This window comes from Aliirhizobium wenxiniae (assembly GCF_014201355.1).
Taxonomy (GTDB): Bacteria; Pseudomonadota; Alphaproteobacteria; order Rhizobiales; family Rhizobiaceae; genus Neorhizobium; species Neorhizobium wenxiniae.
In genome coordinates this window covers 1312486-1333953 of sequence record NZ_JACHEG010000001.1, presented here as the reverse complement: position 1 = coordinate 1333953, position 21468 = coordinate 1312486, and the positions used below count along the sequence as shown (strand labels likewise).

The 21468-nt window shown below is 58.9% G+C and carries 19 protein-coding genes; 11 read left to right on the top strand and 8 right to left on the bottom strand.

Annotation, left to right across the window (positions count from 1 at the left end; translation table 11 throughout):
- The first annotated feature begins 200 nt into the window (after positions 1–200).
- The 4 genes from HNQ72_RS06485 (at position 201) to HNQ72_RS06470 (ending at position 5058) form a co-directional block, all read left to right on the top strand.
- Positions 201–2522, top strand: a complete 2322-nt coding sequence (locus HNQ72_RS06485; RefSeq protein ID WP_183990623.1) for a putative bifunctional diguanylate cyclase/phosphodiesterase — start codon at positions 201–203, stop codon at positions 2520–2522.
- 171 nt (positions 2523–2693) lie between these two features.
- Positions 2694–3452 carry an N-acyl amino acid synthase FeeM domain-containing protein gene (locus HNQ72_RS06480; protein ID WP_183990621.1) on the top strand — a complete coding sequence of 253 codons (759 nt, stop codon included), beginning with the start codon at positions 2694–2696 and terminating at the stop codon, positions 3450–3452.
- Positions 3453–3611: 159 nt separating this feature from the next.
- Positions 3612–3836 carry an aa3-type cytochrome c oxidase subunit IV gene (locus HNQ72_RS06475; protein WP_148143385.1) on the top strand — a complete coding sequence of 75 codons (225 nt, stop codon included), beginning with the start codon at positions 3612–3614 and terminating at the stop codon, positions 3834–3836.
- 199 nt (positions 3837–4035) lie between these two features.
- Positions 4036–5058 (top strand): LLM class flavin-dependent oxidoreductase, encoded by a 1023-nt coding sequence (locus HNQ72_RS06470; RefSeq protein ID WP_183990619.1) that lies wholly within the window; start codon positions 4036–4038, stop codon positions 5056–5058.
- A 91-nt stretch (positions 5059–5149) separates the two neighbouring features.
- On the opposite strand, the gene HNQ72_RS06465 is transcribed toward HNQ72_RS06470, so the two are convergent.
- The 3 genes from HNQ72_RS06465 to HNQ72_RS06455 form a co-directional block, all read right to left on the bottom strand.
- Positions 5150–5983 carry a tetratricopeptide repeat protein gene (locus tag HNQ72_RS06465; protein ID WP_244654354.1) on the bottom strand — a complete coding sequence of 278 codons (834 nt, stop codon included), beginning with the start codon at positions 5981–5983 and terminating at the stop codon, positions 5150–5152.
- A gap of 179 nt (positions 5984–6162) precedes the next feature.
- Positions 6163–6393: a 30S ribosomal protein S21 gene (rpsU, locus tag HNQ72_RS06460; protein ID WP_112457677.1), complete on the bottom strand. Its 231-nt coding sequence runs from the start codon at positions 6391–6393 to the stop codon at positions 6163–6165.
- A gap of 37 nt (positions 6394–6430) precedes the next feature.
- The gene (locus HNQ72_RS06455; protein ID WP_183990615.1) at positions 6431–6721 is read right to left on the bottom strand and encodes a hypothetical protein; all 291 of its coding nucleotides are present in this window, start codon (positions 6719–6721) and stop codon (positions 6431–6433) included.
- Between the two features lie 305 nt (positions 6722–7026).
- Between HNQ72_RS06455 and HNQ72_RS06450 the strand changes: the two genes are divergently transcribed.
- From HNQ72_RS06450 to HNQ72_RS06420, 7 genes are all read left to right on the top strand, one after another.
- A complete protein-coding gene (locus tag HNQ72_RS06450) occupies positions 7027–7500 on the top strand; it encodes a hypothetical protein (RefSeq protein ID WP_183990614.1) in 474 nt (157 codons plus the stop codon).
- Positions 7501–7658: 158 nt separating this feature from the next.
- Entirely contained in the window at positions 7659–8912 is a 1254-nt protein-coding gene (locus HNQ72_RS06445) for a sarcosine oxidase subunit beta family protein (RefSeq protein ID WP_183990612.1), read from the top strand.
- A gap of 17 nt (positions 8913–8929) precedes the next feature.
- The gene (locus HNQ72_RS06440) at positions 8930–9286 is read left to right on the top strand and encodes a sarcosine oxidase subunit delta (RefSeq protein ID WP_183990610.1); all 357 of its coding nucleotides are present in this window, start codon (positions 8930–8932) and stop codon (positions 9284–9286) included.
- Positions 9283–12258 (top strand): sarcosine oxidase subunit alpha, encoded by a 2976-nt coding sequence (locus HNQ72_RS06435; RefSeq protein WP_183990608.1) that lies wholly within the window; start codon positions 9283–9285, stop codon positions 12256–12258. Before HNQ72_RS06440 ends, HNQ72_RS06435 begins: the two co-directional genes overlap by 4 nt.
- Positions 12251–12823: a sarcosine oxidase subunit gamma gene (locus HNQ72_RS06430; protein WP_183990606.1), complete on the top strand. Its 573-nt coding sequence runs from the start codon at positions 12251–12253 to the stop codon at positions 12821–12823. The genes HNQ72_RS06435 and HNQ72_RS06430 overlap by 8 nt, the downstream gene beginning before the upstream one ends.
- 83 nt (positions 12824–12906) lie before the next feature.
- A complete protein-coding gene (locus HNQ72_RS06425) occupies positions 12907–13212 on the top strand; it encodes a hypothetical protein (RefSeq protein WP_183990604.1) in 306 nt (101 codons plus the stop codon).
- 71 nt (positions 13213–13283) lie between these two features.
- Positions 13284–14411 carry a zinc-dependent alcohol dehydrogenase family protein gene (locus HNQ72_RS06420; protein WP_183990602.1) on the top strand — a complete coding sequence of 376 codons (1128 nt, stop codon included), beginning with the start codon at positions 13284–13286 and terminating at the stop codon, positions 14409–14411.
- On the opposite strand, the gene HNQ72_RS06415 is transcribed toward HNQ72_RS06420, so the two are convergent.
- From HNQ72_RS06415 to glgC, 5 genes are all read right to left on the bottom strand, one after another.
- The gene (locus tag HNQ72_RS06415; RefSeq protein WP_183990600.1) at positions 14408–14893 is read right to left on the bottom strand and encodes a MaoC family dehydratase; all 486 of its coding nucleotides are present in this window, start codon (positions 14891–14893) and stop codon (positions 14408–14410) included. The genes HNQ72_RS06420 and HNQ72_RS06415 overlap by 4 nt on opposite strands.
- 51 nt (positions 14894–14944) lie before the next feature.
- The gene (gene glgX / locus HNQ72_RS06410) at positions 14945–16894 is read right to left on the bottom strand and encodes a glycogen debranching protein GlgX (RefSeq protein WP_183990598.1); all 1950 of its coding nucleotides are present in this window, start codon (positions 16892–16894) and stop codon (positions 14945–14947) included.
- 219 nt (positions 16895–17113) lie between these two features.
- Positions 17114–18742: an alpha-D-glucose phosphate-specific phosphoglucomutase gene (locus tag HNQ72_RS06405; RefSeq protein WP_183990597.1), complete on the bottom strand. Its 1629-nt coding sequence runs from the start codon at positions 18740–18742 to the stop codon at positions 17114–17116.
- Positions 18743–18744: 2 nt separating this feature from the next.
- Positions 18745–20202 (bottom strand): glycogen synthase GlgA, encoded by a 1458-nt coding sequence (gene glgA / locus HNQ72_RS06400; protein WP_183990595.1) that lies wholly within the window; start codon positions 20200–20202, stop codon positions 18745–18747.
- Complete coding sequence (glgC, locus tag HNQ72_RS06395; protein ID WP_183990593.1) at positions 20202–21467, bottom strand: glucose-1-phosphate adenylyltransferase; 1266 nt, start codon at positions 21465–21467, stop codon at positions 20202–20204. Before glgC ends, glgA begins: the two co-directional genes overlap by 1 nt.
- Between the last annotated feature and the right edge of the window lies 1 nt (position 21468).

Below are 21468 nucleotides of genomic sequence, written 5' to 3'. Positions count from 1 at the left end.
TGTTTCCAGCGTCGATCCTTGCGCTGAGAGAGGTCGTGTTCGGCATCTAGAATACGGTGCTCTTGTTTTACGTTTCGTTGAACACGTTTGGATGTTCACCCCCCAAAGTCGAAGGGGTTAAACTGAGCAACAATCAAATCTTAAAAGATTTTCTTCAGTGTCGCGCGAAAGCCAAGGGAATGAAACCCGGTGGAGACCCGATGAAGGATTTGGAAGCGAAGACGCTACCGACAGAGCTGTATCTGCCGTTCGTCGAATCGCTATTCAAGAACCGTGGAACATTATGGACTGGAATGGTTGTCCATATCCTGTCCTGCGCGATCATTTTTGCCACGACGGGTTCCCGATTCTATCTCCTCATGATCGCGGTGTTCATCACCGTATTCGGCTATCGCATCTACTGGTTCCGCCGGTTCAGCCTGATCGACCACAGCCAGCTTTCCAAGAGCGAAATCGAAGCGTGGGAATCGCGCTATGTTCATGGCGCTGCTGCCACCGCATTCGTGCTCGGCATTGGTAGTGCCTATGCGGTTCTTGTGCTCAAGGATATGCTGGCGGCATTCATGTGCATCGCCGTCACGATGGCCTCAATGGTCTCCATCGTTGGTCGAAATTACGGTTCTGCCCGTGCGGTCGCGCTCCAGACAATCGGCTGCTGCCTGCCTCTGGTGCTTGCGTGCCTGTTGACGGGAGACATCTATCTCGCCCTGATCTCGCTTTTCCTGATCCCGTTCGGGTTGACGACGCAATCCATGGCGAAGGGCGTGCGGGAATTCCTCTACGAAAATGTGCTCGCCTCGCGGGAAATGACGCGGATCGCCGACCAGCTCGATATAGCACTCACTACAATGACCCACGCCTTGATCATGCTCGATGCAGATGGGCGTGTGCAGGTAATCAATCGTCGTGCCTGCGAGCTTCTTGATCTGCCGGATGCGGACGAGCTGAAGGGGGCAGCATTCATCACCGTCTTGAGACGAAGCGGCCAGTCGCTTTCGGATGATATCCTGAAAAAGATAGGACAGCTGTCTGCGGGGCAGGCGGGCAAGACGCTCCTGTGTTTAAAGGAAACCGTCTATCTCGAATTCTCGCTCAGCCACCGCACAGACGGTGGCGTCGTCATGTTGTTTGAAGATGTCAGCGCGCGCGTGGCAGCCGAAGAAAAGATCCTGCATCTAGTGCGCTACGATACGCTGACGGGATTGCCGACGCGCGGCTATTTCGCCGAGCTTGCAGCGCGGCATCTCAGAGAGGCCAATACCGACCTCTTTGCCGCCTTTGTCATCTTTGACGTCGACGGCTTCAAGCATGTCAACGACATGCAAGGCCATATTGTCGGCGATCGACTTCTTGCCGCGATATCCGAACGGCTTGTGCATGAAGCCGGCGAGGAGATCATCGTCGGCCGTCTGGTTGGCGACGAATTCGTAATTTTTGCCACAGGAAGGGATCGCGCTGCTCTGGAAGTTCGCATCAACGGCATCCAGACCGAAATTCAGGGAAGCTATCGGGTCGACAGGCTCGACCTGCCGGTATTCATAAATGCCGGCGGGGTGATTCTCGAAGGTCAGGACTTCGACATGGAGGCCTGGCAGATCAAGGCGGATCTGGCTCTCAACGACGCAAAGTCGGTTGGCAACGGAACGTTGACGATGTTCCGGCCGGAAATGGACGCCCGTTATGTGGCGGAACAGCGACTGAAGGCCGATTTACGTCTGGCGATAGAGCAGGGAGACCTGACCGTCGTTTACCAGCCAATGTATCGCCCGGACGGCTCCGAGATGGAATGCTGCGAGGCATTGGTTCGCTGGTCGCATCCGGAGCGCGGCTTCATCGGTCCCAATATCTTCATTCCGATGGCCGAGAGCATGGGGCTGATTTCCGAGATCACCAGGTTCGTGCTCGACCGTGCCTGTGCGGATTGTGTTTCCTGGCAGAACGGGATCTCGGTTTCGGTCAACCTGTCTATCCACGATCTCCGTGGCGGCCAGATCGTGCCGCTGGTGGCGGACATACTGGCACGTACAAAGCTCGATCCGACGCGCCTGCACCTGGAAGTCACCGAAAGCTGCTTCATGGACGAACCCGTGGTTGTCAGCACGACACTCGGCAGGTTGCGTGCAAGCGGTGTGACGATCGCTATCGATGATTTCGGCACGGGCTTCTCAAGCCTCAGCTATCTCGATTCCCTGCCCATCGACATCGTCAAGATCGATCGTGCCTTCGTGCGAGATATCGGCACCGAGCCACGTCGCCTGAAGCTCCTCAGCGGTATCGTGCATCTGTCGCGCGAACTCGATCTCAGGATCGTTGTCGAAGGCGTGGAAACGTTCGAGCAGCTTGAACTGGTCAAGAAGCACCGGTTTGCAGATCTCATTCAGGGTTACATTTTCTCCCCGCCGATCCCTGCAAATGCAATTGCGGAACTTAGCCAGAAGACCGCTTCTGCCCGCAAGCTTGCCGGTCGACAGAACCGTCGCGACAAGGGCGCAGAACCGCGCGCTTTCGGTACCGCGGGCTGATCAATCCTCTCATCTTATTGTAAATGGACGGCCTAATGTAGGCCGTTCTGAAATGCTACGGTTAACCTGTTGTTAACCATAAGTTTTAAAAGACTGTTAATCATGATCTTCGTCATTGCGATCACGACCCGTTTCAGGGTTAATCAATCGTTAATAGCGATAGGTAGCCAAATGTCAGTGGTTCAGAGTTTTTCAGACAAAGCATTTTCCGAAAAACTGCTCTCGGCACTCGACCATATCGAGTATCGACGCATTGAAGGACACGAGGATTTCGAGGATGTGGCGCGGTTGCGCTACAAGGCCTACAAAGCCCAGAACGTGCTGCCTGTCGGGGCGAGCCACCTCCTGGATGAAATCGATTTCGTCCCGCATGCCTATGTTTTCGGTATCTATTACTACGAAGAGCTGATCTCGACGGTACGGGTACATCACGTCACGTCGGAGCACCGGACCTGCCAGTCAGTCGGCGTATTTCCCGATGCGGTGAACAATCTGCTTGATGCAGGTCTGTCATTCATCGATCCCGCCCGTTTTGCCGTCGATCCGGATATTGTCGGTGAATTGCCGGCGATTCCCTACATCACGCTTCGCCCGTCGATCATGGCGGCCATTCACTTCGATGCCGACCGGGTTCTGCAGCACATCAGGCCGCCGCATGCTGCCTTCTACAGGCGGGTCTTCCTTGCAGACACGATCGTGCCGCCGACGATTGCTCCCATGTACGGGTTCGAGCTGACGCTTTTGGCATCCAGGGTCCGCGAGGTGCGTCCGCAATTGATGCGTCGCTTCCCTCTTTTCCAATCGGAGGCCTATGAACGGCGCCTGATGTTTGCCGAGCGGCCGATGGTTCTGTCGCCGCCGCTAACGGTGCTGCCAACAGCGCGTTTTGCCAGCAGGCCGACTTCGCCGGAAATGGCATTTCTTCGCTGATTTCGGTTGGGTAGCCCCTCCGCAAACCAATCGCGCAAGCCATTGCACTCGACGGTTGTTCGTGTATTCCTGATATAGCCCGATACTTAAGCGGGCCGCAGGGAGAGTTGGGCTGTCAGATCATCGGCAGCCTGATATGCGGACACCAGGGAGAGGCTCATGGACGATCATCACAATGGACCGGTAGAGATTGGCGCGCCGATGGATCACATGGCGCATGAGCAGACTTACGAGTCATTCTTGGCGGCTGCCAAGTGGGGGGCGATGACCATTGCCGCCTTGCTGATTGCCATGGCTGGTGGCTTCTTTGGTGGCCTAGGGCTGATCGGCGGTCTGGTCCTGTTCGTCATCCTCAACATTATCGGCGTTTTTCTGCTGCGATAGAGGCTTGTTGGTGCCGCTGATCCAAACGGCATGCAGGTCGTCCGGATACTAGAAGAGGCGTTGGCGACGGGTTCGTCTCGTCGTTCAATATCAATGAACAATCCGTTTCGGCCAATCCGGCACTCGCGGACTAACAGAAGTTACTCCGGCATGCCATGTAAGCGTCAATAACATTCACACGCTTATGCCGGAGTGCCTCATGAAGAAGATCGGATTTCTCTCTTTCGGCCATTGGACGCCGTCACCCCAGTCGCAGACCCGCTCGGCTGGCGATACGCTTCTGCAGTCGATCGATCTTGCCGTTGCTGCTGAAGAGCTGGGTGCCGACGGCGCCTATTTCCGCGTTCACCATTTTGCCCGTCAGCTCGCTTCGCCTTTTCCGCTGCTTGCGGCCGTTGGTGCCAGGACCAGCAAAATCGAGATCGGTACAGGCGTTATCGACATGCGCTACGAGAACCCGCTTTACATGGCGGAAGATGCCGGCGCTGCCGATCTCATTTCGAAGGGGCGTTTGCAGCTGGGTATCAGCCGCGGTTCGCCTGAGCAGGTCATCGATGGATGGCGATATTTCGGTTATGAACCGGAAGAGGGAAAGACGGACGCGGATATGGGGCGCCGCCATGCCGAAGTCTTCCTTGACGTCTTGAGAGGGCAAGGCTTTGCCAAGCCCAATCCGCGTCCGATGTTCCCCAATCCTCCGGGCATGCTCCGGCTTGAGCCGCATTCGGAAGGTCTGCGTGAGCGTATCTGGTGGGGTGCCGGTTCGAATGCGACCGCCATATGGGCCGCACAGAAGGGGATGAACCTGCAGAGCTCGACCTTGAAAGATGACGAAACCGGCGAGGCCTTCCACATTCAGCAGGCCAAGCAAATCCGCGCCTATCGTGAAGCATGGAAGGAGGCCGGTCATGATCGTGAGCCCCGTGTTTCGGTCAGCCGCAGTATCTTTGCTCTGGTTGATGATCGCGACCGGGCCTATTTCGGTCGCGGTGGCAAGGAAGAGGATTCCATCGGCTTCATCGACGAGAAGACGCGGGCGATCTTCGGTAAGTCCTATGCTGCAGAGCCGGATGTCTTGATCGAGGAGCTGCGCAAGGACGAGGCAATTGCCGAGGCTGATACGCTGCTGTTGACCGTGCCAAACCAATTGGGCGTCGAATACAACGCCCATGTGATCGAGGCCATCCTGAAGCATGTTGCCCCGGCTCTCGGTTGGCGCTGAAGCTCATTCGATCAGCCCAGAACTAACAATGCCGCCCGAAATTCTCGGGCGGCATTGTTTTTTGGGTCTCAAAGATTAGATGTACTGCCTGTCAGGCGCCGCCGCTACGGGTGCGCGCTGCGCCATCGACGGCTGGTTTGTAGTTCGGGTCGAGCCGGACGGCGTGCGAATAGGACTTGTAAGCGCGAGCGCGGTCACCGCGGCGCTCGTAAACCAATGCCTGGTTGGCCCAGGATTCAGCGATCTTGTCGTTCAGCTCAATCGCATGATTGAAGTCGGCGAAGGCGTTGTCGTCGTCGTTTAGGGCGACATAGGAAATGCCGCGACCGTTATAGGGCTCGGGTGCACTCGACGACAGCGAGATGGCCTTGGAGAAATCCTCGATCGCTTTGTCGTGCTGGCCGCGGATCTGATAGATCAGGCCGCGGTTATGATAGGCGCGGCCGTCTGTCGTATCCAACTGAATGGCGCGGTTGAAGTCGTTGAAAGCTTCGTCGTTGCGGCCGGCCTGGCGGTAGATATTGCCACGGCCGATATAGGCGACGTCATAGTTCGGATTGATCTGCAGTGCACGGTTATAGTCGTTTGCCGCATCCACCGGTTTGCCCATGTTGCGATAAACGAGAGCGCGGTTGGCATAGGCCTGATAGAACTGCGGATTGAGCTGGATGGCGCGGTTGAAGTCATCTACTGCACGCTTGAATTCACCGGCACGGCCATAGGCGGAGCCGCGGCTGTTATAGCCTTCCGGGTCCTGCGGGTTCGACTGGATGACAGACGACAGCGACGCGATGTTTTCCTGCGAGCCTTGCGCGCGATCGACGCGAATAACGTCAGTTGTCGTTGGCCCCGTAGCGCATCCCGCCAAGCTCGCCATGCCGACGAGCACGCCTGTGATCAGGGCGCGAGAGCGTAGTGTGGTCATGAGCGGCAGGGTGGAAGATTCGATTCCATCGGTAGCAACGGAAGTCTTGGCGGCCATCAGGCGCAGGTCCTTGTATCGGCAGATTTGAGTCTCAATCGACCCGGTGCAATGAAAAAAGCGGCGGCGCCTAAAGTCGCCCCCGCTCCATAATCACATAAAAGCGTCGAAAAGACGGCCGATTAACGAGCCGGACGCGGCGTGGACGGCAGCAGGCCTTCGCGCTGCATGCGCTTGCGAGCCAACTTACGAACGCGACGAACAGCTTCAGCCTTTTCGCGAGCACGCTTTTCAGACGGCTTTTCGTAGTAATCGCGCATTTTCATTTCGCGGAAAACACCTTCGCGCTGCAGCTTCTTCTTGAGAGCGCGGAGAGCCTGATCAACGTTGTTGTCGCGGACAAGTACCTGCACGTGAAATCCCGTTCCTTTGGTTTGTTGTTCGCCTCAGTCAATGTCTGATTTCAAGGCGAAAAAATAGTGATGCCCGGCGGAAGGCCGTGCGATTGGTGAAGGCAGATAGCAGATGAGTCCGCGGAAGTCCATATATGCCGACGCCGTTAATGTGAAAAATGGTTGCAAGCTTTGCCGGATGCTTCAAAGCGCCTTTTCGGTCATGAGGCACGCCCACCGTTTCAATGTATCTATTTTGATGTGTTGGTAAAAATAAATAACCATAGGTTGCGTTTCTATTTTTGCTGATGCAGACTTCGCTTGCGTCAGGGCGCGCAGCAATTCGCATGTCATTTCATCATGAAGGGGAGGCTGGCTCGGCCAGCCCAGGGGCGACGCATGTTCAGAATAATCATATGTGTGGGGTTGTCTGTCGGGCTTGCCGGTTGTTCGCCTAATATGGCGGTCAAGCCGGTTCAATTCGGTGAGACCAAGGGTGTGGTCAGCGGGGCGAACTTGAGGCTGGTCACTGAGAGACGGCGATCAGCCTATCCGAGTGTGGTATGCAGCGAGCCGAGTCCAGATTATGCCGTAGCTTTCGGATCCAACAGGACGCTTAAAACCACGCCGCCGGCTGGGTCATCACGTTCTCAGGTGGAGGTCGGATCCGAGACTTCCGAATTTGTTCTCGAGGGAGAGGGGCGTGCTGAGGCTGTGCTTGCGCTGAGGGACGGACTCTATACCGCATGCCAGAGCTATGCCAACGGCATTATCGGCAAGGATGCCTATGCCATCATCCTCAGCCAGTATGGAAATCTGCTCCTTGGTCTTGTTGGCAAGGCGGGAGCCGGCGCGGTGCCGGCATCCGGTCCCAACGCGGCGATGTCTGCCATGACCGTTGCGTGCATCAGCGGTCATGACGGATCGCGGCCGGGTTCATCCTCCAACTCCCTGCTTACGCATCAATTCTGCTCCAAGGTGTTGCGGGCCGCACTCGCGCGGTCGGGGACATCTGCCACGGTCATCGTCAATCCGTCGAAAAAAGATGATCCGGGCAAAAACAAGACTGGTGGGGCGAGCCCCGAGAAGGGGGCTGATGGCGAGAAGAAGGGTGGAGTTGCAGGGTAGCCTTTATCTTTGCGCGGCATTTTCCTTTGTGTCGAAACAATCCTCCGATGCGTCGCAATATGGCCATTGCGGCGCATATTGATTTGCGATGGGTATCATTCTACCCAAGTCTCTGGAGGTCGGATGACCGACGGAACCGAGCAAGGAAGAGGGGCGCGATGCGCAAATATTCGGTTTTCGCCATAGCCCGCGAGGCACTGCGCGCCCACAAGGGTTGGGAGGCGCAGTGGACGTCTCCAGAACCGCGTTCGAGCTATGATGTGGTCATCGTCGGCGCTGGCGGCCATGGTCTGGGAGCGGCTTATTATCTTGCCAAGGAACATGGCATCACCAATATCGCGGTGATTGAAAAGGGCTGGCTCGGTGGCGGCAATACCGGCCGCAACACGACCATCATCCGCTCCAACTATCTCTATGAAGAGAGCATGGATATTTACGAGCATTCCCTCAAACTATGGGAAGGCCTGAGCCAGGATCTCAACTACAACGTCATGTATTCGCCGCGCGGCGTGATGATGCTGTCGCACAATATTCATGACCAGCAGTCGTTCAAGCGGCATATCAATGCCAATCGCCTCTACGGCATCGATAATGAATGGCTGACGCCGGAACAGGCAAAGGCCTTCGTGCCGGTTCTCGATATTTCCAAGACCGCGCGTTATCCGATCAATGGTGCGGCGCTGCAGCGCCGCGGCGGCACGGCCCGGCATGATGCGGTGGCCTGGGGATTTGCGCGCGCTGCAGCGGATCGCGGTGTTCACATCATCCAGAATTGCGAAGTCACGGGTATCCGTCGCGGACCAGGCGGTGAGGTTCAGGGCGTCGAGACATCCAAGGGCTTTATCGGAGCCAAGAAAATCGGCGTGTCGGCCGCCGGCCATTCGTCCGTGGTGATGGAGATGGCTGGCGTGCGCGTGCCGCTTGCTTCCAATCCGCTACAGGCTTTGGTGTCTGAACCGATGAAGCCGATCTTTCCGTGCGTGGTCATGTCCAACACGGTGCATGCGTATATCTCGCAGTCCGACAAGGGTGAACTGGTCATCGGTGCCGGTACCGACCAGTACAATTCCTACAGCCAGACCGGTGGGCTGCAGATCATCACGCATACGCTGGACGCCATCTGCGAGCTCTTCCCGATGTTTCGCCGGGTGAAAATGATGCGTCAGTGGGGCGGGATCACCGACAACACGCCGGACCGTTCGCCGATCCAGGGTGTGACGCCGGTCCCGGGCCTGTTTGTCAATTGCGGCTGGGGTACCGGCGGCTTCAAGGCAACCCCGGGTTCGGCCAATCTCTTCGCTCATCTGATTGCCAGGGGCGAGCCGCACAAGCTGGCCGCTGGCCTGACGCTCGACCGGTTCCGCACCGGTCGCCTGATCGACGAAGCGGCAGCTGCCGCCGTGGCTCATTGATTGATAGGGGATAGACGATGCTTTTGATCCACTGCCCCTATTGCGAGGAAGATCGCTCGGAACTGGAGTTTCGCTGGGCCGGCGAGGCGCATGTCGTGCGGCCGGAGAACATTGCTGCGATTTCCGATGAGGAATTCGCCGAGTTCTTTTTCCTGCGCAACAACGAAAAAGGCCTCACCTATGAACGGTGGCGGCATATTCATGGCTGCGGCCGTTTCTTCAACGCGGCGCGCGATACGGTGAGCGACAGGTTCCTGATGACATACAAGGCTGGCCTGCCCAAGCAGCCGGTGCCGGTGGCTGAGAAATTCGCCGCAATCGCCGAGGAAAAGTCCGTGGAAACTTGGGAACAGACTGAAGGAGACGCAAGATGAGCGCTTCTTCCAATTCCGGCGCATTCCGCATCAAGGGTGCGGGCCGCCTGACGCCTGCCCGCACGGCCCGCTTCACCTTTGATGGCAATAGCTACACTGCGCTCGAAGGCGATACGGTTGCCTCGGCGCTTCTGGCGCATGGCGTGCATCTGCTCGGTCGCTCGTTCAAATATCACCGCCCTCGCGGCATCCTGACTGCTGGCCCGGAAGAGCCTAATGCGCTGCTCGACGTGTCGCGGGATGCAGCGCGCCGCCAACCGAATGTGCGTGCCACGGTGCAGGAAGTGTTCGACGGTGCAAAGATTGCTTCGCAGAACCGCTGGCCATCGCTGAAATACGATATCGGTGCCGTTAATGATTTGCTTGCGCCGTTCTTTGCAGCAGGCTTCTACTACAAGACCTTCATGTGGCCGAAAGAGGCTTGGGCTAAGATCTACGAACCGATCATCCGTCGTTCGGCAGGCCTGGGTGTTTCACCGACGGAAGACGATCCGGATCATTATGCCAGCCGTTACGTGCATTGTGACGTGCTGATTGCCGGTGCCGGCGTAGCCGGGCTCACGGCCGCACTGTCTGCTGCTGCGACGGGTAAAAAGATCATTCTCGTCGATGAGCAGCCGGAAGTCGGCGGGGCGCTGCATTACGACGCTTCGACGACGATCGACGGCCAGAACGGTTATGACTGGGCGCAGGCGACGGCGGTCAAGCTGAAGGCCATGCCGAATGTCACGGTGCTGACCCGCACGACCGTGTTCGGTTATTACAATCACGGCTTCCTCGGTCTTGTCGAACGCGTCACCGATCATGTCGCCAAGCCTTCCAAGGATGCGCCGCGCGAACGTCTGTGGCAGGTGCGGACAAGCAAGGTCATTCTCGCGACCGGCTCGATCGAGCGGCATATGGTATTCGCCAACAATGACCGGCCGGGCATCATGCTGGCATCTGCGGCGCGCAATTTTCTCAACCATCACGGCGTAACGGTCGGCCATAATGTCGGCGTCTACACCGCTCACGACTCCGCCTATGAAGCGGCCTTCGACCTGAAGCGTGCCGGTGTTTCCATCGCTACGATCGTAGATAGCCGCGACAAGCCGGGCGAGGCGGTGCTGGCGGAAGCCCGCAAGCTCGGTATCGATGTCCTGTCGGGCCATGCTGTCGTCGATACGTCGGGGCGGCTGCGGATCAATTCGATGACCGTTGCCCGCAACGGCAATTTCGATCGCCGCAAGATCAAGGTGGATGCGCTGATCGTGTCTGCCGGCTGGACGCCGTCCGTGCATCTGTTCTCGCAGTCGCGCGGGAAGCTGAAGTTCGACGAGGCTAATCAGCGTTTCGTGCCGGATGTTTATGCGCAGAATTCGGTGTCGGCAGGTGCCTGCAACGGTACGGATAATCTCGCCGAACTGATCGATGAAGCAATCACGGCAGGTGGTGGCAGGATCGCGCTTTCCGGCGAGAACCGGTTCGACTGGACAGGCGGCATGATCGGTGCGGCTGAAGGAGCCGGCCCGGACCATGCCGTGAAGGCATTCGTCGACTTCCAGCATGACGTGACGGCGAAGGACATTCGTCTTGCCGTGCGCGAAGGCATGCATTCGATCGAGCATATCAAGCGCTTCACCACCAATGGCATGGCCTCCGACCAGGGCAAGCTGTCCAACATGCATGGTTTGGCAATCGCGTCCGAAATGCTGGGACGGCCAATCCCGCAGGTGGGGCTCACCACGTTTCGTGCACCCTACACGCCGGTGACCTATGGCACGCTGATCAACCATTCGCGTGGCGAGTTGTTCGATCCGGCGCGAAAGACGCCGATGCATGCGCTCGAAGAGGCGGAAGGCGCCGAATTCGAGGATGTCGGCAACTGGAAACGTGCCTGGTATTTCCCCAAGCGCGGCGAGGATATGCACACATCCGTCAGCCGTGAGTGCAAGACGGTGCGTGACGTGGCAGGTGTGTTCGATGCCTCGACGCTCGGCAAGATCGAGGTGGTCGGGCCGGATGCGGCAGCGTTTCTCAATCTGCTTTATACAAATGCCTGGGACACGCTGAAGCCGGGAAAATGCCGTTACGGCATCATGACCCGCGAGGACGGCTTCATCTATGACGACGGCGTCGTCGGGCGTCTGGCGGAAGACCGTTTTCATGTGACGACCACGACCGGCGGTGCGCCGCGGGTGCTCAACCACATGGAAGACTATCTGCAGACAGAATTCCCGCATCTGAAGGTGTGGCTGACTTCGACGACCGAACAATGGGCGGTGATCGCGGTGCAGGGGCCCCAGGCGCGTGAGATCATCGAGCCTTTCGTCGATGGGCAGGATCTCTCAAATGAGGCCTTCCCGCATATGAGCGTTGCCGAGTGTACCGTCATGGGCGTCCCGGCGCGGCTGTTCCGCGTATCGTTCACCGGCGAGGTGGGTTACGAAGTCAACGTGCCTGCAGATTACGGCGCAGCGGTGTGGAAAGCCATATGGGAACGGGCGCAAAGCATGGGTGCTTGCCTCTACGGCACCGAGACTATGCATATTTTGCGCGCCGAGAAGGGCTATCTCATCGTCGGACAGGATACGGATGGAACGGTGACGCCGGATGATGCCGGTTATGGCTGGGCGGTCTCCAAGAAGAAAACGGACTTTGTGGGTATCCGCGGCCTGAAGCGTCCCGACCTCGTGCGCGAAGGCCGCAAGCAACTGGTCGGGATTCTGACAAAGGACCCGAAGGAAGTGCTGGAGGAGGGTGGACAGATCGTTGCTGATCCGAACCAGCCGAAACCGATGACCATGCTCGGTCACGTCACCTCGTCCTACTGGTCGGAAAATCTAGGCCGTTCGATTGCGATCGCGCTGGTTGCCGGTGGGCGGTCGAGAATGGGCGAGACGCTTTATGTGCCGATGGCCGACAAGACGATAGCCGTCGAAGTGACCGACATGGTGTTCTTCGACAAGGAAGGAGGCCGCATCAATGGCTGAGCTTGGTCCCGATATCGCAACCCGTAGCCTTCCACTTTCCGGTGTTCACGGTGGTTCTGCCAAGGTGCGGCTTGAGCCGGCGCAACCTGCCGAGCGGATCAATTTGCGTGTGCGCGCCGAGGACGTGGCTGCACTGTCTGCAGCACTTGGCCTCGACCTGCCGGTGAAGCCGAAGATGTCCTCCTCTGCTAATGGGCGCACCGCGCTATGGGTCGGGCCGGATGAGTGGCTGGTGTTTGCAGACGGCGGCGGTAGCATCGGAAGCAGCCTCACACAGGCTGCCGCAAGTTCGGGCGCGGTGCATTCCGCGACCGATATCTCCCATCGAAACACGGCTATCCTTGTGTCTGGTCCGGGGGCTGCCGCTACGCTCAACGCCGGTTGCGCGCTGGATCTCTCGCTCGATGCTTTCCCGATCGGCGCCTGCTCGCGCACGCTGTTCGGCAAAGTGGAAATCGTGCTGCTCAGGACCGCCGAGAATGCGTTCCGGGTAGAAGTCTGGCGGTCGTTCTCCGATTACGCCTTTGCTCTTCTGGCTGAAGGCGCGAGAGACGCCGCGCTCTGAATATCCGGTCTTCGACCATAGCCTAACTTGATCTTGGCCGATCGATATCGCACCCTCCCGGATCAAAACGGGAGGGTTTTTCTATGCCGGAGATTCAATGGATCGTGCTTGGCCTTGCTGCTGCGATCGCTGGTGGAGCCTTGGCCGCGAAACTGGCCGGTATTGAGATCTGGAAAGGCGTGCTTGTCGGTGGTGTCGCGGCGGTTGCAGCACTGTTGGCTTCTTTCGCACCAGGCGTTGACCGCAATCTGACCATGCCGATGGCGGCGTTGATTGCGGCGGGTATCGCCGGTTCCACGGTAGGGCTTAGCGCTTCACGAACCGCGCCGATCGTCATCGGGGCTGCCGTTCCGCCGCTGCTTGGCCTGCTGATGCTGGATCTGGGCTGACAGGCTTGTCTCTCTTGTCGCGGCTGCAATCCAGCCGCTAGTCTTCTCCGGTAAAACTCTGGGAGGGGTTCGTGAAGATACGTGCAGCCGTCCTGCGGCAATCGCCTGTCCTGCCGCCTTTCGCAGCCAACAGGCCGCTCTCCATCGAAGAACTGGATCTCGATCCGCCGGGGCGTGAAGAGGTGCTTGTGCGCATCGGTGCGGCAGGGCTTTGCCATTCCGACCTTTCCGTCATCAATGGTGACCGCCCGCGGCCCATGCCGATGGCGCTCGGCCATGAGGCCTCCGGAGTTGTCGAAGCCGTCGGTCCCGGCGTACATGATCTGGTGCCGGGCGATCATGTGGTGATGAGTTTCGTACCAAGCTGCGGCCATTGCCTTGCCTGCGCCGAAGGCCGGCCGGCGCTTTGCGTGCCGGGGGCTGAGGCGAATGGCAGGGGCGTGCTGCTGTCGGGAGAGCGGCGGCTGATTTGCGATGAGGTTCCGGTTAATCATCATCTCGGTGTGTCAGGCTTCGCCACGCATGCGGTGGTTTCCCGCCATTCGGCGATAAGGGTCGATCGTGATCTGCCGCTGGCGAAAGCGGCTTTGTTCGGCTGCGCAGTGCTGACGGGGGTAGGGGCCGTCGTCAATACCTGCAAAGTACAGCCGGGTCAGAGCGTTGCCGTGGTCGGTCTCGGCGGCGTCGGACTCGCCGCCGTGCTCGGCGCGCTTGCGAGTGGCGCGGAGCGGGTGATTGCCGTTGATCTTGCTCCGGAAAAACTGGAGGTCGCCCTTAAACTCGGTGCTACGGATGTCTTTCTGGCGGGTGATGTGGATGTAATCGAGAAGATTCGCGAGGCAACCGGCGGCGGCGTCGATCATGCGCTTGAAATGGCCGGCTCGACCCGGGCCTTTGATCTCGCATATCGCATCACGCGCCGGGGAGGGACGACGGCGACCGCAGGGCTTGCCAACCCGGTCAGCCAGTTCGCCATTCCCGCCGTCAGTCTTGTTGCGGAGGAAAGACGTGTCCTCGGCAGTTACCTCGGCGGTTGTGTGCCCAGCCGTGATATTCCGCGCTTCATCGGCCTCTACCGGCGTGGAAAGCTGCCAGTGGACAGGTTGCTGTCATCAACCGGGCCGCTGGAGGAAATCAATGAGGCTTTCGACCTGTTGCATGAAGGCAAGGTCATCCGCCACGTCATTACCTTTGATTAGACGCCTTCCGGCCGATCCTTAGGGTCGAACTGGACGATGGTGATCCAGGTTGTTGTCAATGCCGGTTTCTTCTCGTTTTCGATCTCGACCGAAACTTCATAAGTGGTCATCAGCATGCCGCCGCCGCGGAAACGGCAGTCGGACAGGGTGAAGTGGCCACGCACACGTGCGCCGCATTTGACCGGTGACATGAAGCGGACACGATCGAAGCCGTAATTTATGCCCATGGTCTGCTCGCGGATCTTTGGCACGGTGCCGAAGTTCATCGCGGAAAGAAGGGACAGCGTGAGAAAGCCGTGCGCGATCGTGCCGCCAAACGGACTTTCGGCCGCCGCCCGCTCGGGGTCCACATGAATAAACTGATGATCGAGCGTCGCATCGGCGAACTGGTTGATCATCGTCTGATCGACGGTGATCCAGTCTGAAACGCCGAGTTCCTGGCCCACAAGTCCTGGCACGTCGGCCAGCGAAATCTCACGCATGCAACACACCGCTTTGTCGTCGTTTTAAGCTATTGCCCGTGGGCCGCAACATTACCCTTTCAGGCAGAAGCTGACGGAGCGGGAAGGAAGGAGGTTCGTCCAAGGCTTATTCGAAAGCAGATCCTGCCAGCCGCTACCGGGCAGAATAAACTCAACATCTTCATGGCCCCGGTTGAAGAGGATTGCAAGACGAGTCGAACGGCCCGATGAGCGATCGTCTGTCGCAACGATCATGCCCATCAGCCGGTTCTCTGCATTTTCCCAATCGGATACCTGCATGGGAAGGCCAGAGGGGGCCAACCATTCGATATCGCCGTTTCCAGCGAAGAAATCCGTTCCGGAAAACACCGAGAATCGCCTGCGGATACCGGCAAGCCATGTCGTATGCCGCACCAGTTCCGTATCCGGCTCCTGCCAGTCCATCCACGTAATCTCGTTATCCTGGCAATAGGCATTATTGTTGCCGCGTTGCGAACGACCGGTTTCGTCGCCCATGGTGAGCATGATGGTGCCGCGGCTGGCAAACAGCGTGGACAGAAGTGCGCGGACATCACGACGACGGCGTTCCTGTACTGCAGGATCAGCGGTCAGGCCTTCCGCTCCGTTGTTCCAGGAGTAGTTTTCGTTGTGGCCGTCGCGGTTATCTTCACCATTGGCATCGTTATGCTTGTGCTCATGGGAGACAAGGTCGAACAGGGTGAACCCGTCATGGGCGGAGAGGAAATTGACACTGCGTGTGCGGCCAGATTTTTCAAAAATGTCCGATGATCCGGCAAGGCGGGTGGCGAGCGCTCCTGTCATCCCCTGGTCGCCACGCCAATAGCGGCGCATGTCGTCGCGGGCGCGGTCGTTCCATTCGATAAAGGGGACGGGGAAATTGCCGAGCTGGTAGCCGCCGGGGCCTATATCCCAGGGTTCGGCGATCACTATACGATCCTTCAGCAGATCATCGGACAACAGCGCCGTCAGCGTCTCGCCATTCGGATCGAAACCCTCTGCGGTGCGACCCATAACCGGCGCGAGGTCGAAGCGAAAACCATCGACACCGGCATGCCGAACGAAATGACGCAAGGTGTCGATGATCAGCTGTCGGACAACCGGATGATCCGCGGCGACCGTGTTGCCGGTGCCGGTGTCGTTGACCAGCTCGCCCGGGTCATTGGGCAGATGGCGGTAATACGCCAAATTGTCGAGACCGCGCATGGATAGCGTCGCGCCGTAGCGATCGCTTTCGCCGGTGTGGTTGAAGACGAGATCGAGGATGGTGCCGATGCCAGCTGCGTGCAGTTTGGTGACGGTCTCGCGCAATTCGGTCATGCCGCCGGGGCAGAGCCGTGGATCGAGTGCCATGAAGGCGACCGGATTGTAACCCCAGCCATTGGTGAGGCCGAGAGGTGGAAGATGGCGCTCGTCGATCCATGCGGTGATCGGCATAAGCTCGATCGCATCGACACCGATCTGTTTCAGGTGCGCGATAATCGCGGGATGGGCGAGGGCCGCGACTGTTCCGCGGATCTCTTCCGGTATCTCCGGATGCATGATCGTGAACGGTTTTACCGCGATCTCGTAAACGAAGCCACCGGAAGGCAGGAGCGGAGCCGATATCTCGGCTTCGACATCTTGCCTGACGATTGCTCTTGGCACGAGATTGGCGGTGTCTGTCTCGTGGGTCGCAAGATCGTGGTCGGTCTGGAACGGACGATCGAGTTCTTTGGCATAAGGGTCGACGAGCAGCTTTGTCGGGTCGAACCAAAGTCCGTTGTCGGGATCATACGGGCCGTAGGCGCGGTAGCCATAATGCTGCCCGGCACTGGCACCGTCGATCGAGATGCGATGGACATCGTCGGTGCTGCGAAGCATGACATGGCGGTCGGTTTCATCACCGCTCTTTGCGTCGAAAAGGCAAAGCTCGATCTTCTCGGCGGATGAGGACCAGATGGCGAAATCCACTCCGGTCGAGGTGAGGGTTGCGCCGAGTTTTGAAGTCACTGTCGGGGGCATACGTCACCCCCCTCTGCCCTGCCGGGCATCTCCCCCACAAGGGGGGAGATCACAGGTGGCAAGGTTTCGACCGTCTTTACTGTCGAAACCGCCGTGCGAGTCGTTGTTGGGGAACGAAGGTCGCGAGTCCAGCTAATCTCCCCCCTTGTGGGGGAGATGCCCGGCAGGGCAGAGGGGGATAAATTCATCTGCGATCTCCGGGCTTTTGTGGTCAGGCGCTTACGTAATCACCGTCGGCGCATCGCGGCCGGAGCGCTTTTTCAGGTCGGAGATTTCATCAGCAACAGCGATCAGGTCGGCGAGTGCGACCTGCGTGTCGATATCGTGCTTGGAGGCATCCGGCTCGTAGCGTTCGACATAGACGCGGATCGTGGCGCCCGAGGTGCCGGTGCCCGACAAGCGGAACACAACGCGGCTGCCGCCTTCGAAGAGGACGCGGATGCCCTGGTTCTTGGAAACGGAGCCATCGATCGGATCGTGATAGGCAAAGTCATCGGCGGCGGCGACCTTAAGCGAGCCGAAACTCTGGCCCGGCAATGAGGCAAGTTTTTCGCGCAGGGCGGTCATCATGCCGTTCGCCGCGTCGGAATCGACTTCCTCGTAGTCGTGGCGGGAATAGTAGTTGCGGCCGTATTCCGCCCAATGGCTCTTGACGATCTCGGCGACGCTTTCGTTGCGGCCGGCCATGATGTTGAGCCAGAAGAGCACGGCCCAGAGGCCGTCCTTCTCGCGCACATGGTCGGAGCCGGTGCCGAAGCTTTCTTCGCCGCAGACCGTTGCCTTGCCGGCATCGAGCAGATTGCCGAAGAATTTCCAGCCGGTCGGCGTCTCGTACATGCCCACGCCCAGCTTTTCGGCGACGCGGTCGGCGGCGGCGCTGGTCGGCATGGAGCGGGCGATGCCGGCAATGCCCTTGGCATAGCCCGGCGCGAGCGTCGCGTTGGCGGCGATGATCGCGAGGCTGTCGGATGGGGTGACGAACATGCCCTTGCCGACAATCATGTTGCGATCGCCATCGCCATCGGAGGCGGCGCCGAAATGCGGGCCGTCCTTGCTCATGACGTCGTCATAAAGCTCCTTGGCGTGAACGAGGTTCGGGTCCGGGTGATGGCCGCCGAAATCCGGCAGCGGCGTGGCGTTGCGGACCGAACCTTCGGGTGCGCCGAGGCGGTTTTCGAGGATTTCGGTGGCGTAGGGGCCGGTGACGGCACCCATACTGTCGATAACGACACGCACGCCGCTGGCGATCAGCGCGCGGATGGCGCCGAAGTCAAACAGCTGTTCCATCAGTTCGGCATAGTCGGTTACCGGATCGATGACCTCGACGGCCATGCCGGCGACCTTAAAGGTGCCGACCTTGTCGAGGTCGAGATCCGCCGTGTCGGCGATCTTGTAGGTATCGATCACCTTGGAACGGGCATAGATGGCGTCGGTGATTTTTTCCGGTGCCGGACCGCCATTGCCGATATTGTACTTGATGCCGAAGTCTTCGGTCGGGCCGCCGGGATTGTGGCTGGCGGAAAGAACGATGCCGCCGAAGGCGTGATATTTGCGGATGACGTTGGAGGCAGCCGGCGTGGACAGGATGCCGCCCTGGCCGACCATGACCTTGCCGAAGCCGGCGGCCGCGGCCATCTTGATCGCCTTCTGGATGACTTCGCGGTTGTAATAACGACCGTCGCCGCCGACCACCAGCGTCTTGCCTTCAAAGCCTTCCAGGCTATCGAAAATGGATTGGATGAAATTTTCCGCGTAGTTCGGCTGGGCGAAGACCGGAACCTTTTTGCGCAGGCCGGACGTGCCAGGCTTCTGATCCTGGTAGGGGGTCGTTGCGACGGTCTTGATCATACTCAAATGCCTTTTCTTTCAAGGATCTCGGAAAAGAGCGCTGCATAGAGGGCTGCGCTGCGGTTCCACGAAACATCGGATTTCATGCCCTGCTTCTGGATCACAGTCCATAGCTTCTGGTCGTTATAAAGGCGGATGGCGCGACGGAGCGCACGGGCCAGATTGTCTGTCGTCAGCGGACCGAAGGAAATGCCGGTCGCAGCCTCGGCCGCAAGCCCCGCATGGCTTGCGTCGATCACCGTATCGTTGAGGCCGCCGACACGGGCGACGATCGGCACGCAGCCGTAACGCAGGCCGTAAAGCTGGGTGAGGCCGCAGGGTTCGAAACGCGACGGGATGATGATCGCGTCGCAGCCTGCCTGCATGAGATGCGAGAGCGGTTCGTCATAGGCGGCAATAACGCCGATCCGGCCGGGATGGCGCAGCGCTGCCGCGTGAAATGCATCTTCCAGCACCTTGTCGCCGGAACCGAGAACGGCGAGCGTCGCGCCGTGGGAGACGAGATCGTCCAAACTTTCGGCAAGAAGGTCCATGCCCTTCTGTTCGGTGAGCCGTGAGACGACGCAGAAAAGCGGAGCATCATCGACATCGAGCGCAAAGCGTTCCGCCACCCGCCGCTTGTTTTCCGCCCGTTCCTTGAGCGTCGATGCGGAATAGGTGCTGGCGAGGAGGGTATCTGTTTCCGGGTTCCAGACATCGGTATCTATGCCGTTGACGATGCCTGTTAGGTCCTCTGATCGGTGATGCAGCAGACCTTCCAGACCCATGCCGTATTCGGGCGTGAGGATTTCCTCGGCATAGGACGGGCTTACCGTGGAAATTTCCCAGCTTGTCTGCAGGCCGGCCTTCAGGAAGCCAACCTTGCCGTAATATTCGATACCGTCGATAGTGAAGGCATGCGGCGGCAATTCGAGTGCAGGGAATATGTCGGCATCGAACACGCCCTGGAAGGCGATGTTGTGGACGGTGATGACGCTCGGTACTTCCGGCTCCGGGGCGTAACGCATGTAGGCGGGCAGAAGTGCTGCCTGCCAGTCGTGGACATGTACAAGATCCGGTCTCCAGCCGCCGAGATCACCCGTCAGCCCCTGCTGGGCTATGGTGGCGCCCGCCTTGGATAAGGCTGCAAAACGGCGCCAGTTGTCCGTGTAATCCTTGCCGGCCACATCAAGATACGGGCCGCCCTGCCTGTCGAACAGTTCGGGGCAGTCCAGGATCAGGAGGTTGAGACCCTTGTGTTCGATTTCAAGGATTCGGGCTTCTGCGCCGAGCAGATCGGGAAAGGTACGGCGCAGGACAGCATTATCGGCAATCCGCATCACGGCAGGATAGCCGGGCATCAGCGTCTTGACGGCAATGCCCTGCTTGCCGAGCGCGATCGGAAGCGCGCCGGCCACATCGGCCAGCCCGCCAGTCTTCACCAGTGGAAAGACTTCTGAAGCGACCGAGAGTACCTGCATCACAAATCCAACTTGTCGATCATCTTCTGGGTGATCAGGCAAATGCCGTTTTCAGTGCGGCGGAAACGCTTCGCATCGAGTTCCGGATCCTCGCCGACTATCAGTCCCTCAGGGATGGTTACACCATGGTCGATGACAACATCACGAAGCTGGGCACGGCGACCTATTCTGACATTCGGTAGAACGACGGCGCCTTCTAGCTTCGAGTAGGAATTTGCGCGAACACCGGTGAAGAGCAGGCTCTTGTTTAGCGATGAACCTGAGATGATGCAGTCACCGGAAATGACTGAGGACGTCGCGGAGCCGCGACGATTTTCGTCGTCATGGACGAATTTGGCAGGCGCGGTGAGTTCCGCATAGGTCCAGATCGGCCAGGACTTGTCGTAGAGGTCGAGACCGGGGACGATTTCGGTCAGGTCGATATTGGCTTGCCAATAGGCATCGATCGTACCGGCATCGCGCCAATAGGGTTCGCGCTCGTAATCCGAGCGAACGCAGCTGTCGGCGAAACGATGGGCGACTGCCTTACCATGCTCGACGATGTAGGGAATGATGTCCTTGCCGAAGTCGCGGCTTGAGCCGGTAACCTCCGCATCACGCTTCAAGGCGTCGATCAGGAACTTGGTGTGGAAGACGTAGATGCCCATGGAGGCCAGAGCAAAATCCGGCTTGCCGGGAATACCCGGCGGATCGGCCGGCTTCTCGACGAAATCGATGATCTCGTCCTTTTCGTTGACATGCATGACGCCGAAGCCGGTTGCTTCCATGCGCGGCACTTCCAGGCAGCCGACCGTCACGTCTGCTCCGGAATTGACGTGCTGCTGCAGCATCAGTTCATAGTCCATCTTGTAGACATGGTCGCCGGCGAGGATGACCATGTATTCGGTCGCATAACCCTCGATGATATCGATGTTCTGGTAGACCGCGTCGGCCGTGCCTTCATACCATTGCGTTTCCGAGACGCGCTGGGAGGCGGGCAGGATGTCGAAGCTCTCATTGCGCTCGGGGCGGAAGAAGTTCCAGCCGCGCTGCATATGGCGGATCAGCGAATGGGCCTTGTATTGGGTCGCGACGCCGATGCGGCGGATGCCGGAATTCAGCGCGTTGGAGAGAGCGAAATCGATGATACGGGCCTTGCCGCCGAAATAGACGGCGGGCTTGGCGCGCCGGTCGGTCAGTTCCTTCAGTCGGCTGCCGCGTCCGCCGGCCAAAACATAGGCCATGGCGTCGCGAGACAGAGGCTGGACACGTTGCTTGTCGTTCATT

Coding starts and splice junctions, on each gene's coding strand:
- HNQ72_RS06485 (WP_183990623.1), top strand. CDS start 201: ATGAAGGATTTGGAAGCGAAGACGCTACCGACAGAGCTGTATCTGCCG.
- HNQ72_RS06435 (WP_183990608.1), top strand. CDS start 9,283: ATGAGCGCTTCTTCCAATTCCGGCGCATTCCGCATCAAGGGTGCGGGC.
- HNQ72_RS06455 (WP_183990615.1), bottom strand. CDS start 6,721: ATGCGAATTGCTGCGCGCCCTGACGCAAGCGAAGTCTGCATCAGCAAA.
- HNQ72_RS06475 (WP_148143385.1), top strand. CDS start 3,612: ATGGACGATCATCACAATGGACCGGTAGAGATTGGCGCGCCGATGGAT.
- glgC (WP_183990593.1), bottom strand. CDS start 21,467: ATGAACGACAAGCAACGTGTCCAGCCTCTGTCTCGCGACGCCATGGCC.
- HNQ72_RS06440 (WP_183990610.1), top strand. CDS start 8,930: ATGCTTTTGATCCACTGCCCCTATTGCGAGGAAGATCGCTCGGAACTG.
- HNQ72_RS06445 (WP_183990612.1), top strand. CDS start 7,659: ATGCGCAAATATTCGGTTTTCGCCATAGCCCGCGAGGCACTGCGCGCC.
- glgA (WP_183990595.1), bottom strand. CDS start 20,202: ATGCAGGTACTCTCGGTCGCTTCAGAAGTCTTTCCACTGGTGAAGACT.
- HNQ72_RS06405 (WP_183990597.1), bottom strand. CDS start 18,742: ATGATCAAGACCGTCGCAACGACCCCCTACCAGGATCAGAAGCCTGGC.
- HNQ72_RS06415 (WP_183990600.1), bottom strand. CDS start 14,893: ATGCGTGAGATTTCGCTGGCCGACGTGCCAGGACTTGTGGGCCAGGAA.
- HNQ72_RS06480 (WP_183990621.1), top strand. CDS start 2,694: ATGTCAGTGGTTCAGAGTTTTTCAGACAAAGCATTTTCCGAAAAACTG.
- HNQ72_RS06470 (WP_183990619.1), top strand. CDS start 4,036: ATGAAGAAGATCGGATTTCTCTCTTTCGGCCATTGGACGCCGTCACCC.
- HNQ72_RS06465 (WP_244654354.1), bottom strand. CDS start 5,983: ATGACCACACTACGCTCTCGCGCCCTGATCACAGGCGTGCTCGTCGGC.
- HNQ72_RS06425 (WP_183990604.1), top strand. CDS start 12,907: ATGCCGGAGATTCAATGGATCGTGCTTGGCCTTGCTGCTGCGATCGCT.
- glgX (WP_183990598.1), bottom strand. CDS start 16,894: ATGCCCCCGACAGTGACTTCAAAACTCGGCGCAACCCTCACCTCGACC.
- HNQ72_RS06430 (WP_183990606.1), top strand. CDS start 12,251: ATGGCTGAGCTTGGTCCCGATATCGCAACCCGTAGCCTTCCACTTTCC.